Raw genomic sequence first — 12717 nt, 5'->3', positions numbered from 1 at the left:
AGCCGAGGCCAAGGAAGCGGCGCACCGGATCGGCCGGTCCGCTCCCGATGTCGAGAATATGATCGTGCTCGGCCCCGCCCCCGCCCCGCTCGCCATGCTGCGCGGCCGCCACCGTCACCGCCTGCTCGTCCACGCCGTGCGCAGCGTCGATATTCAGGATGCGATCCGCACCTGGCTCGCCGCGCTCGACTGGCCGAAGACGGTGCGCGTCCATGTCGACGTCGACCCCTACAGCTTCCTGTGACACGAAGGTCCGACGCGCCATGACCACCCTGATCCCCATCCTCGGCGACCAGCTGTCCGGCACGCTCGCGTCGCTCCGCGATCAGGATCGCAAGGCCTGCACCGTCCTGATGGTCGAGGTCCGCGCCGAAACCGGCTACGTGAAGCATCACAAGAAGAAGATCGCGCTGATCTTCGCCGCCATGCGCCATTTCGCCGCCGCCCTGCGCACTGCCGGCTGGACCGTCGACTATGTCGAACTGACCGATCCCGATAACAGCCACAGCTTCACGGGGGAGGTCGGCCGCGCCGTCGAACGCCACCGCCCGGCCGCCATCCGCGTGGTGGAGGCCGCCGAATATCGGGTCCGCCAGATGCAGGATCAGTGGGCGGACCAGATCGGCCTGCCCGTCGACATTCTCGACGACGATCGCTTCCTCTGCTCGATCTCCGAATTCCTCACCTGGGCGCAGGGTCGGCGCGAACATCGCATGGAGTTCTTCTATCGCGACATGCGCCGCAAGACCGGCCTGCTGATCGACGCCGCCGGCAAGCCGGAGGGTGGCCAGTGGAATTATGACAAGGACAATCGCGAAACCCCGCCGCGCGGCGTCAACTATCCCGCCCCGCTGCGGTTTGATCCCGATCCGGTGACGCAGGCGGTGCTGGATCTGGTCGCGGCCGAATTTCCCGACCATTTCGGTGATCTGCTGCCGTTCGCGCTCCCCGTCACGCGTGCGCACGCGAAACAGGCGCTTGCCCATTTCATCGCCACCGCGCTCCCCGATTTCGGCCGCTATCAGGATGCGATGGTCGCCGGGCAGGATTATCTGTTCCACAGCGTGCTGTCGCTCTGCCTCAACATCGGCCTGCTCGAACCGCTGGAGGTGTGCGAGGCCGCGGTCGCCGCCTATGCCGCCGGTGATGCGCCGCTCAATTCGGTGGAGGGGTTCGTCCGCCAGGTCGCCGGCTGGCGCGAATATATCCGTGGCATGTACTGGTGGGACATGCCCGAATTCGCGACCCGCAACGCGTTGAACGCCACCCGCCCGCTCCCCGATTTCTACTGGACCGGCGACACCCGCATGCGCTGCCTGTCGGAAAGCATCGATCAGACGAAGCGCGAAGCCTATGCGCATCATATCCAGCGGTTGATGGTGCTCGGCAATTTCGCGATGCTGGCCGGCATCCTGCCGCAGGACGTCAGCGACTGGTATCTGGTCGTGTATTTCGATGCCTATGAATGGGTCGAACTGCCCAACGTGATCGGGATGAGCCAATATGCCGATGGCGGGATGATCGCGTCGAAACCCTATGCCGGCGGCGGTGCCTATATCGATCGCATGTCCGATTATTGCGGCCGTTGCAGCTATGACGTGAAGCAGAAGACCGGGCCGGACGCCTGTCCGTTCAATGCGCTCTACTGGGATTTCCTGGCCCGGCACGAAGATCGCCTGCGCGGCAACATGCGGCTGCGTACCATCTATGCCAGCTGGAACCGGATGACCCCGGAACGCCGCGCCGAATACCGCGCCAGCGCCGCCACCTTCCTCGCAACCCTCGAACCCGCCCGCGACGGCTGGGCCAGATCACCCCTTCCCCCATCCGAACGGCGGGAATAGCATCGCCGCCAAAGATGAGGTGATATCGCGTGCTTGGAATCAGGATCGGACGCGGATGGATGCTGCTGGCGGCGATGTGCGCCGGCCCGGCTTGGGCGGCCACCGCGTGGCAGGAGGCGCGGACCGATCATTTCATCGTCTATGCCGCGGGCGATGCGCAGTCGGTGCGCGATTATGCCACCCGGCTCGAACGCTATGACAAGGGCCTGCATGTCTTTCGCGGCCTGGAATCGCGGCCCTCCGATCACGCCAATCCGGTGATCGTATTCGTCGTTCCCAATGTCGACACGGTCCAGCGCCTGTGCGCCGGCGGGCGGAAGAAGACCGGCTGCGGCGAAGTCTATGGCTTCTACAATACACGGCCTGGCCGGTCGGTCGCCTTCACGCCGCGGCGGTCGGGCGAGGGCAAATATGATCTGAATGCGCAGACCGTCCTGTTCCACGAATATGCGCATCATTTCATGTTCGCCAACTATTCCGGCGCCTATCCCGCCTGGTTCACGGAAGGGTTTGCGGAGTTCAACGGCACTGCCCGCTTTGAAAAGGATGGCGGCATCGGCTTCGGCATTCCCGCGATGCACCGGGCCTACGGCCTCGTGTCGGGCAAGCCGCTGTCGCTGGAGGCGATGCTGACCGCCGACAATCGCAAGCTCGACCCGCAGCAGCGCGATGCGCTCTACGGCCGCGGCTGGCTACTCACCCATTATCTCACCTTCGCGCCCGAACGCCGGGAACAGCTTTCCCGCTATCTGCAGGCGCTCAACGGGGGCAAGCCCAGCCTGGATGCGGCCCGTTCGGCGTTCGGCGATCTGAAGCAGCTCGACCGCGATCTGGACCGCTATCTGATGAAAAGCCAGATGTCCTATCTGCCGCTGCGGCCTGCCAGCCTGCCGATCGGCCCGATCGCCGTCCGCACACTGGGGCCGGGCGAGGCCGCGATGCTGCCGGTCGTCTGGCGGTCGAAACGCGGCGTGGATAAGGCGGAGGCGGCGCAGGTAGTGATCGAGGCGCGCCGCATCGCCGCGCCCTTTGCCGACGACCCCGCCGTACAGGGCGCCCTGGCGGAGGCGGAATATGACGCCGGCCACCTCGACCTGGCCGATGCCGCGGCCGATCGCGCGCTGGCCGCCGATCCCGCGAACCGCCAGGCGCTGCTCTACAAGGGACGGATCGCGCTGCGTCGTGCGGCCGATGCCAGATCGGCCGATCCCGCGGTCTGGCGGGCGGCGCGCGGCTGGTTCGTCAAGGCCAACCGCCTCGATCCGGACGATGCCGAACCGCTGATGCTGTTCTATGACAGCTTCCACGCCGCCGGTGCGAAACCGACCGACAATGCCGTCATCGGTCTGTTGCAGGCCTTCGATCTCGCCCCGCAGGACGAAGGACTCCGCTTCCGCGCCGCCACCGAATATCTGCGCAAGGGCGACCGGGCCGAAGCCCGGCGGATCCTTGCCCCGCTCGCCTTCAACCCGCACGCCGCGCCGGACAACGCAGCGTCGCAACTGATCGCGCTGATCGACAAGGGCGATGCCAAGGCGATCGATGCTCGGATCGATGCCGCACCGGATGCCGCCGACGGCACCTGATCCTGCGTCAGGGCTTCTCCCCGAGCCACGCCATCGCCGCGTCCAGCGTCAGGAAGACGCGCAGATCCGGGTCGATCAGCGTGCGCTGCGCCTGCAGCTTGTTCATCGTGCTGCCGACCACGATCGCCGTGCGGCCGCTGCGCATCGTGCGCCCGACATCGTTGATCCGGCCAAGCGCAAGGCTGACCTCACCCGATTGCACCGGAAAACCGCGGGAGTCGCAGAGCGCGTCATAGACATGCGGCGGCGCACCGAGCACCGCGACCGCGCGCTGCATCGCGGTCGCAAAGGCGGCGACGTCGGCCATCTCCCAGAAATCGCGCATCGTCCAATGCAGGATTCGGTCGGCATGATCATATCGCACGTCGAACTTCGCGTGTTGCGCCACCGCCATCCTCTTCGCTCACGCTTCCTGCTTAGGCTAATGCACGCGATATCACATTTACATTTAAGGATTTATGCGCCGGGCCGCGCCGTCCGATGATCACGCTCGCGCGCCAGCAGCACGCGCTTCATGTCCAATCCCCAGGCATAGCCGCCGATCGATCCGTCGCCACGCAGCGCGCGGTGACACGGGACCAGCACCGCCACCGGATTGGCGCCGCACGCCGATCCCACCGCACGCGCCGCGCCCGGCTTGCCCGCCCGCACCGCCAGCGCGGCATAGGACAGCGTTTCGCCCGCGGGGATCGTCGCCAGCGCCTGCCACACCGCTTCTTGGAACGCCGTCCCGCGCACGTCGATCGGCAGGCCGTGCGCACGGCCCGGTGTTCCCACCGCCGCCACGGCCGCCTGCGCCAGTTCGGTCAGCGCCGCATCGGCGGGCAGCAGGCGGGCGTTCGGAAACCGCGACCGCAGCGTCGCCTCGCCCACGTCGCCGAACGCCAGCCGGCATACCCCGCGCGCGGTCGCGGCGATCAGCATCGGACCAAACTCCGTCGGCACGATCGTCCAGCGGATTTCCACGTCGCGCCCGCCGTCCCGCCATGCCGATGGCGTCATGCCCAGTCGGTCGTCCGCCGCGGCGTAGAAGCCGCTCGCCGATCCGTGCCCGCTTTCATAGACCGCTTCCGTCACGCGCGCGCCTCCCGCCAACTGCTGCTCCATCCGTCTCGCCCGCTGTCCGCGCGCATAGGCCGCCGGCGTGCATCCCGTCGCCCTGCGGAACAGCCGGTGGAAATGATGCGGGGCATAGCCCGCCGCCGTCGCCATCGCGGCCAATGTCGGCACGCCGTCCGCCTGGTCGATCAACGCCACCGCCGCCGCGATCCCGGCCACGTCGCGCGCCACATCGTCGGGGTGGCAACGCCGGCACGCGCGCAGCCCCGCCGCCCGCGCCGCCGCGCCATCGCGAAAGAAGCGGACATTGCCGCGCGCCGGGTGCCGCGCCGCGCAGGACGGCCGGCAATAGATGCCGGTCGTCAGCACGCCGGTCACGAACCGGCCGTCCGCCGCCCGGTCGCGGGCCAGCACGCAGGCCCAGGCCGCATCCGCATCGATATCCGATTCGCTGTCGCTCATGGCCACCTTATGGGCGCATGACGCCGCGTCCCGCATCCTGTCGCTTGCGTTCAAAGCCGGCGGGCCACCGTGTCTTGCATCGGTACGGGTCCGATGCTAACCGCCCCATCACCATGTATGGGACGCGAACGCGCCCCTCTTTTCGCATGGGACGAACTCCATTGATGGGACGGGCGCACGCGTGGAGACTTCCGGCGGTATTCAGGCCAGCCTCGGCGGACGCTATGCAATGGCGCTGTTCGAACTGGCCCGTGATGAAAAACAGATCGATGCGGTGTCCGCCTCGCTGTCGACGATCAACCAGGCCGCAACCGGATCGGCCGATTTCGCGCGCCTGATCGCCAGCCCGATCGTCAATCGCACCGACGCCGCCCATGCGGTGGCGGGCGTCGCCGCCGAACTGGCGCTCGATCCGCTCACTACAAAGTTTCTGGGCGTCCTCGCCGCCAATCGCCGCCTGCGCGATCTTCCCGCCATCATGCGCGCCTATCGGCAGCTTGCGGCCAATTATCGCGGCGAAACCACCGCGGACGTCATCTCGGCCCATCCGCTCGACGCCGATCAGCTCGACGCGCTGAAGACCCGGCTGAAGGCGCAGACCGGCAAGGACGTCTCGATCGAAACCACGGTCGATCCCGCCATCCTCGGCGGCCTCATCGTCCGGCTCGGCTCGCGCCAGGTCGACGGGTCGATCCGCACCAAATTGAACATGCTCGCGCACGCGATGAAAGGCTGAACATGGATATCCGCGCCGCAGAAATCTCGAAGGTCATCCGGGACCAGATCGCCAATTTCGGCACCGAAGCGCAGGTGTCGGAAGTCGGCACCGTGCTGTCGGTCGGTGACGGCATCGCCCGCATCCACGGCCTCGACAATGTCCAGGCCGGCGAGATGATCGAATTCGCCAATGGCGTGCAGGGCATGGCGCTCAACCTGGAAGCCGACAATGTCGGCGCCGTGATCTTCGGTTCCGACGCCGAAATCGGCGAAGGCGATACGGTCCGCCGCACCGGCACCATCGTCGACGTGCCGGTGGGCAAGGGCCTGCTCGGTCGCGTGGTCGACGGCCTCGGCAACCCGATCGATGGCAAGGGTCCGATCGTCGCGGAGAAGCGGATGCGCGTCGAGGTGAAGGCCCCAGGCATCATCCCGCGCAAGTCGGTGCACGAACCCGTCCAGACCGGCCTCAAGGCGCTCGATGCGCTCGTCCCCGTCGGCCGCGGCCAGCGCGAACTGATCATCGGCGATCGCCAGACCGGCAAGACCGCGGTCGCGATCGACACCTTCATCAACCAGAAACAGGGCCATCAGGGCACGGACGAGAGCAAGAAGCTCTACTGCATCTATGTCGCCGTGGGTCAGAAGCGGTCGACCGTGGCGCAGATCGTGCGCGCGCTGGAGGAGAATGGCGCGATGGAATATTCCATCGTCGTCGCCGCCACCGCGTCCGAACCTGCCCCGCTTCAGTTCCTGGCGCCCTATACCGGCTGCGCGATGGGTGAATATTTCCGCGACAACGGCATGCACGCCGTCATCGTCTATGACGATCTGTCGAAGCAGGCGGTTGCCTATCGCCAGATGTCGCTGCTGCTGCGCCGCCCGCCGGGCCGCGAAGCCTATCCGGGCGACGTCTTCTATCTGCACAGCCGCCTGCTCGAACGCGCTGCGAAGATGAACGACGATAATGGCAACGGTTCGCTCACCGCGCTGCCGATCATCGAGACGCAGGCCGGCGACGTGTCCGCCTATATCCCGACCAACGTGATCTCGATCACCGATGGGCAGATCTTCCTCGAAACCGAGTTGTTCTATCAGGGGGTCCGCCCCGCGATCAACGTCGGTCTCTCGGTCAGCCGCGTCGGCTCCGCCGCGCAGACCAAGGCGATGAAGAAGGTCGCGGGCAGCATCAAGCTGGAACTGGCGCAATATCGCGAAATGGCGGCGTTCGCCCAGTTCGGCTCCGATCTCGACGCCTCGACCCAGCGCCTGCTCAACCGCGGCGCGCGCCTGACCGAACTGCTCAAGCAGGGGCAGTATCAGCCGCTCCCGTTCGAGGAACAGGTCGTGTCGATCTTCGCCGGCGTGAACGGCTATCTCGACAAGGTGCCCGTCGCCGACGTGACCCGCTTCGAAGCCGCGTTGCTGACCCACATCCGCCAGCATGACGCCGCCGTCCTCACCGCGATCCGCGACAGCAAGGATCTGTCGAAGGAGACGACGGAGGCGCTGAAGGAAGCGATCGGCCACTTCGCCAAGACGTTCGCGTAAACATAAGCGACAATGACCGTCACCCCGGCGCAGGCCGGGGTCCAGTTCGACGGTTGCAACTGGATCCCGGCCTTCGCCGGGATGACGAGACAGGGAAAGACACAGCCTTAAGATGGCCAGCCTCAAGAGCCTCAAGGTCCGCATCACTTCGGTGAAGTCGACCCAGAAGATCACCAAGGCCATGAAGATGGTGGCCGCCGCCAAGCTGCGCCGCGCGCAGATGGCGGCCGAGGCCGGCCGTCCCTATGCCGAACGGCTGAACGCGGTGATGTCCAGCCTCGCGGCAAAGGTGCAGGTCGGGCCGAACAGCCCGACACTGCTCGCCGGCACCGGCTCCGACCAGCGCCATCTGCTGGTGGTCGCCACTTCCGAACGCGGCCTGGCGGGGGCGTTCAACAGCAATATCGTCCGCGCCGCGCGCAAGACGGCCGACCGTCTGATCGCCGAGGGCAAGGACGTTCATTTCTACCTGATCGGCAAGAAGGGCCGCGCGGTGCTGAACCGCCTGTTCCCGGGCCGCATCGTTCATCAGGTCGATCAGACCCACATCAAGAACGTCGCCTTCGCCGACGCGCTGGAGGTCGCCCGCGACCTGATCGCCCGGTTCGACGCCGGCGACTATGACGTCGCCGAACTCTTCTACGCCCGGTTCCAGTCCGCGCTGGTGCAGGTCCCGACCGAACAGCAGATCATCCCGGTTTCCATTCCGGTCCAGGCGACAACTTCGGCAACTTCGGTTGCTGCGTCGACCGAATATGAACCGGACGAGGAAACCATCCTGGCCGAACTGCTGCCGCGCAACGTCGCGATCCAGCTGTTCCGCGCCATGCTGGAAAATGCGGCGTCGGAACAGGGCAGCCGCATGAACGCGATGGACAATGCCACCCGCAACGCGGGCGACATGATCAACCGCCTCACCATCCAGTATAACCGCACCCGTCAGGCCGCGATCACGACCGAACTGGTGGAAATCATCGCGGGCGCGGAAGCGCTGTAAACTTCATACATCACCCACCGTCATCCCGGCGCAGGCCGGGATCCAGCTCGACGGTGGGAACTGGATCCCGGCCTTCGCCGGGATGACGAACGCAAGGAAGGCAAGGGACGAACCCGATGGCAACCGCAGCACTCACCACCAACAATGTCGGCCGCGTGTCGCAGGTCATCGGGGCCGTCGTCGACGTGACCTTCGAGGACAAGCTGCCCGCGATCCTCTCCGCGTTGGAGACGACCAACCAGGGCAACCGCCTCGTCCTCGAAGTGGCGCAGCATCTGGGCGAGAACACCGTCCGCACGATCGCGATGGATTCGACCGAGGGGCTGACCCGCGGCCAGGGCGTGACCGACACCGGCGCGCAGATCCGCGTGCCGGTCGGCCCGGCCACGCTCGGCCGCATCCTGAACGTCGTCGGCGAACCGATCGACGAACGCGGGCCGGTGAACGCCGCCACCCACATGCCGATCCATGCCAAGGCGCCGGAGTTCATCGACCAGTCGACCGAAAGCGCGATCCTGGTCACCGGCATCAAGGTCATCGATCTGCTCGCGCCTTACGCGAAGGGCGGCAAGATCGGCCTGTTCGGCGGCGCCGGCGTCGGCAAGACCGTACTGATCCAGGAACTGATCAACAACATCGCCAAGGGCCATGGCGGCACCAGCGTGTTCGCGGGCGTGGGCGAACGCACGCGTGAGGGCAACGATCTCTATCACGAGTTCCTCGACGCCGGCGTCATCGCCAAGGATGCCGACGGCAATCCGCAGAGCGAGGGATCGAAGGTCGCACTGGTGTTCGGTCAGATGAACGAGCCGCCGGGCGCCCGCGCCCGCGTCGCGCTGTCCGGCCTCACCAATGCCGAATATTTCCGCGATGTCGAAGGGCAGGACGTGCTGTTCTTCGTCGACAACATCTTCCGCTTCACCCAGGCGGGTTCGGAAGTGTCCGCGCTGCTCGGCCGCATCCCGTCGGCGGTGGGCTATCAGCCGACCTTGTCGACCGACATGGGCGCGCTTCAGGAACGCATCACCTCGACCAACAAGGGGTCGATCACCTCGGTGCAGGCGATCTACGTCCCCGCCGACGATCTTACCGATCCGGCGCCGGCCACGTCCTTCGCCCATCTCGACGCGACCACCAACCTCAACCGCGCCATCTCCGAACTGGGCATCTACCCGGCGGTCGATCCGCTCGACTCCACGTCGCGCATGCTCAGCCCCCGCATCGTCGGCCAGGAACATTATGACACCGCCCGCGCGGTGCAGTCGCTGCTGCAACGCTACAAGTCGCTGCAGGACATCATCGCGATCCTCGGCATGGACGAACTGTCGGAAGAGGACAAACTCACCGTGCAGCGCGCCCGCAAGATCCAGCGCTTCCTGTCGCAGCCGTTCCACGTCGCAGAGGTCTTCACTGGCATCAGTGGCAAGTTCGTGCAGGTCGAGGACACGGTGAAGAGCTTCAAGGCGATCGTCGCCGGCGAATATGACCATCTCCCCGAAGCGGCCTTCTACATGGTCGGCGGCATCGAGGAAGCGGTCGCAAAGGCCGAGAAGATGGCGCAGGAGGCGTAAGTCCTAAGTGCCTCCCCTCCCGCTTGTGGGAGGGGATTGAGGGGTGGGCGCATGCTTGCCCCCGGAAGCACGGCTTGTGATCGAGCGTGCGCCCACCCCCGACCCCTCCCGCAAGCGGAGGGGGGAGAGATTGAAATGGCTCTACACTTCGAACTCGTCACCCCGGAAAAGCTGCTCCGCTCCGAAGAGGTGCATATGGTCGTCGTCCCCGGTATCGAGGGCGACTTCGGCGTGCTAGCAGGGCATGCGCCGTTCATGACCGTCATCCGCCCCGGTGAACTGGCGATCTACTCCGACGCGACCACCGTCACCGGCCGCATCACGCTCGACGGCGGTTTTGCCGAGGTCAATGAAAAGGGTCTCACCATCCTGGCCGAAACCGCGAACGAGATCGCCTGACCCTCACACCGCCCGCGCGAAGACCAGGTCGTCATAGACCTGCGTCCCGACGGTAAACACCCGCCGTCCGGTCTCGACGAAGCCCATCCGGCGGTAAAAACCGATGGCGCGGTGGTTTTCGCCATATACGCCCAGCAGCACGCGGCGCGCGCCCATCACGCCCGCTTCCGCCAGTACCGCCTGCATCATCGCCGCGCCGTTGCCGCCGCGATGCGCGATGCTCAACAGGTAGATCCGCTTGAGTTCCAGGTCGCCGATACCCGCCAGGGCCGGCGGCAGATCGGGTGCGGTCAGAACCGCATAGCCCACCGGCGCACCCGTCTCCGTCTCCCCCAGCCAACAGCGCGAACCCGGATCGTCCAGCCACCCCGCATAGACCGACGGCGCGTGCCGGTCGCGGATATGCGCCAGCAGGTCGACCCCGACAATGCTGTCGGCAAAGGTCTCCAAAAAGGTTGCGCCGCCGATCACGGCAAGCGCCTCGGCGTCATCGGCACCCGCCAGCCGGCACTGCATCGCGATCGTCATCGCGCCTCATCGGACGCGATTAGCAAATTGTCAAAACTCCGCGGCTACCACTGATCGACGAGGGACCTGGCAATGCCATGGTCCACGGGGACAGATCGGCATGAGTGCATTCGGACGGCGTAGCGGCACGGGCAGCGGCACGGGATCGCGCCCGGCCTTCGGCGTCGCCCGCCCGATGCAGGGCGGCCCCGGTCCCGCCAGCTCGTCGGATCTCGGCAGCGCGCAATTCCCGCCGATCGAAAGCTGGCCGGGCGCGGAGCCCGGTGCCGAAATGCCGGCCACCGACGCCATGACCCGGCTCGCCGATCGCCAGGCGGCGTCAGGCGAGGCGGGCAGCAGCCGCCCCGAAGGCTTCGAGGCGTCCGTCCACAAGATCAAGGAACAGGTCCTCCCGCAACTCCTCGAACGGATCGATCCGGAGGCCGCGGCGACGCTCAGCAAGGATGAACTGGCGGAGGAGTTTCGCCCGATCATCGGCGAGGTCCTGGCGGAACTGAAGATCACGCTCAACCGCCGCGAACAGTTCGCGCTAGAAAAGGTGCTGGTCGACGAACTGCTCGGGCTCGGGCCGTTGGAGGAACTGCTCAGCGATCCGCTCATCACCGACATCATGGTGAATGGCCCGGATCAGGTCTATATCGAAAAGAAGGGCAAGCTGACGATCGCGCCCGTCGTGTTCCGCGACGAGGAACATCTGTTCCAGATCGCGCAGCGGATCGTGTCTAAGGTCGGTCGCCGCGTCGATCAGACGACGCCGCTGGCCGACGCGCGCCTTGCCGACGGATCCCGCGTCAACGTCATCGTGCCGCCCTTGTCGCTGCGCGGCACGGCAATCTCGATCCGCAAGTTTTCGGCCAAGCCGATCACGCTCGACATGATGGCCAGCGGCGGATCGATGTCGACCGCGATGGCCACCGCGCTCAAGATCGCGGGCGCCTGCCGCTTCAACATCGTCATTTCGGGCGGTACCGGTTCGGGCAAGACCACGATGCTAAACGCGCTGTCGAAGATGATCGACCCCGGCGAACGCGTCATCACGATCGAGGACGCCGCCGAACTCCGCCTGCAACAGCCACACTGGCTGCCGCTCGAAACCCGTCCCCCGAACCTGGAGGGCAAGGGCGCGGTCACGATCCGCGATCTGGTCGTCAACGCGCTGCGTATGCGTCCCGATCGCATCATCCTCGGCGAAATCCGCGGGCCGGAATGTTTCGACATGCTGGCCGCGATGAACACCGGCCATGACGGCTCGATGTGCACGCTCCACTCCAACTCACCGCGGGAGGCGCTGGCGCGCATGGAGAACATGGTGCTGATGTCGGATATCAAGGTGCCGAAGGAGGCGATCAGCCGCCAGATCGCCGACTCGGTCGATCTCATCATCCAGGTAAAGCGCCTGCGCGACGGATCGCGCCGCATCACCAACATTACCGAGGTCATCGGCATGGAAGGGTCGGTGATCGTCACCCAGGAATTGTTCAAGTTCGAATATCTGGATGAAGGCCAGGACGGCATGATCCAGGGCGAATATCGCGCCATGGGTCTGCGCCCCTATACGCTCGACAAGGCCAAGCAGTTCGGGTTCGACCAACCCTATCTCGAAAGCTGCCTCTGATCGCGCTACCCTGCCCGCGCACCCTCTGTCGCGCTTGCAACCCCAGGCGCGTGGCCCGATAACGGTCCGAAAACCATCGGAGAGACGTCTTGCGCCACACCCTGCTGCCCATCGCCGCGATCGCGGCGCTTGTCGTTCCCGCGCTCGCCCCCGCGCAAGCGCCGTCCGCCGCGATTCAGGCCGCGGTCGCCAACCCCGCACGTACCGCCGAAAACCGCCCGCGTGATCGCTACCGCCATCCGGCGCAGACGCTCGCCTTCTTCGGGGTCAAGCCGACCGACCATATTGTCGAATTCATCCCGAGCGGTGGCTGGTACACCGAGATCCTGGCGCCGTTGGTGCGCGGCAAGGGCAGCTATACGGCGCTGGTCACCTCCGAAAAGGCGGC

General features: G+C 66.1%; 11 protein-coding genes and 2 pseudogenes. 10 read left to right on the top strand and 3 right to left on the bottom strand.

The genetic code is table 11. The annotated features are described in order from the left end of the window. The 3 genes and pseudogenes from VF649_RS13065 to VF649_RS13055 all read left to right on the top strand — a co-directional run. Positions 1 to 244, top strand: a pseudogene (locus tag VF649_RS13065) (primosomal protein N'); the annotation flags it as partial. Between the two features lie 19 nt (positions 245 to 263). Continuing rightward, a complete protein-coding gene (locus tag VF649_RS13060) occupies positions 264 to 1844 on the top strand; it encodes a cryptochrome/photolyase family protein (RefSeq protein WP_331012394.1) in 1581 nt (526 codons plus the stop codon). Between the two features lie 29 nt (positions 1845 to 1873). After that, positions 1874 to 3430, top strand: coding sequence for a hypothetical protein (locus tag VF649_RS13055; protein WP_331012393.1), 1557 nt, complete (start codon positions 1874 to 1876; stop codon positions 3428 to 3430). A gap of 7 nt (positions 3431 to 3437) precedes the next feature. On the opposite strand, the gene VF649_RS13050 is transcribed toward VF649_RS13055, so the two are convergent. Together VF649_RS13050 and ada are read right to left on the bottom strand one after the other, a co-directional pair. After that, a complete protein-coding gene (locus VF649_RS13050; RefSeq protein ID WP_331012392.1) occupies positions 3438 to 3818 on the bottom strand; it encodes a hypothetical protein in 381 nt (126 codons plus the stop codon). Between the two features lie 68 nt (positions 3819 to 3886). Then, a complete protein-coding gene (gene ada / locus VF649_RS13045; RefSeq protein ID WP_331012391.1) occupies positions 3887 to 4951 on the bottom strand; it encodes a bifunctional DNA-binding transcriptional regulator/O6-methylguanine-DNA methyltransferase Ada in 1065 nt (354 codons plus the stop codon). Positions 4952 to 5132: 181 nt separating this feature from the next. On the opposite strand from ada, the gene VF649_RS13040 reads away from it, so the two are divergent. The 5 genes from VF649_RS13040 (at position 5133) to VF649_RS13020 (ending at position 10186) form a co-directional block, all read left to right on the top strand. Next, on the top strand, positions 5133 to 5687 hold the full coding sequence (locus VF649_RS13040) for a F0F1 ATP synthase subunit delta (RefSeq protein ID WP_331012390.1): 555 nt from the start codon (positions 5133 to 5135) through the stop codon (positions 5685 to 5687). Between the two features lie 2 nt (positions 5688 to 5689). Next, positions 5690 to 7219: a F0F1 ATP synthase subunit alpha gene (gene atpA / locus VF649_RS13035; RefSeq protein ID WP_331012389.1), complete on the top strand. Its 1530-nt coding sequence runs from the start codon at positions 5690 to 5692 to the stop codon at positions 7217 to 7219. A 112-nt stretch (positions 7220 to 7331) separates the two neighbouring features. Then, the gene (locus VF649_RS13030) at positions 7332 to 8216 is read left to right on the top strand and encodes a F0F1 ATP synthase subunit gamma (RefSeq protein WP_331012388.1); all 885 of its coding nucleotides are present in this window, start codon (positions 7332 to 7334) and stop codon (positions 8214 to 8216) included. A gap of 116 nt (positions 8217 to 8332) precedes the next feature. Then, a complete protein-coding gene (gene atpD / locus VF649_RS13025; RefSeq protein WP_331012387.1) occupies positions 8333 to 9787 on the top strand; it encodes a F0F1 ATP synthase subunit beta in 1455 nt (484 codons plus the stop codon). Positions 9788 to 9922: 135 nt separating this feature from the next. Then, entirely contained in the window at positions 9923 to 10186 is a 264-nt protein-coding gene (locus VF649_RS13020) for an ATP synthase F1 subunit epsilon (protein WP_331012386.1), read from the top strand. A 3-nt stretch (positions 10187 to 10189) separates the two neighbouring features. Here VF649_RS13020 and VF649_RS13015 read toward each other — a convergent pair whose 3' ends face one another. Next, a complete protein-coding gene (locus tag VF649_RS13015; RefSeq protein ID WP_331012385.1) occupies positions 10190 to 10714 on the bottom strand; it encodes a GNAT family N-acetyltransferase in 525 nt (174 codons plus the stop codon). A 100-nt stretch (positions 10715 to 10814) separates the two neighbouring features. Between VF649_RS13015 and VF649_RS13010 the strand changes: the two genes are divergently transcribed. Both VF649_RS13010 and VF649_RS13005 read left to right on the top strand, forming a co-directional pair. Next, positions 10815 to 12329 (top strand): CpaF family protein, encoded by a 1515-nt coding sequence (locus tag VF649_RS13010; protein ID WP_331012384.1) that lies wholly within the window; start codon positions 10815 to 10817, stop codon positions 12327 to 12329. A gap of 89 nt (positions 12330 to 12418) precedes the next feature. Next, positions 12419 to 12717 (top strand): annotated as a pseudogene (locus tag VF649_RS13005) (methyltransferase); the annotation flags it as partial.

Source organism: Sphingomonas sp. (assembly GCF_036387535.1).
In the GTDB taxonomy this organism is placed as follows: Bacteria; Pseudomonadota; Alphaproteobacteria; order Sphingomonadales; family Sphingomonadaceae; genus Sphingomonas_R.
Note: the sequence above shows the minus strand (reverse complement) of the source record. Positions and strands in the feature narration are given on the sequence as shown.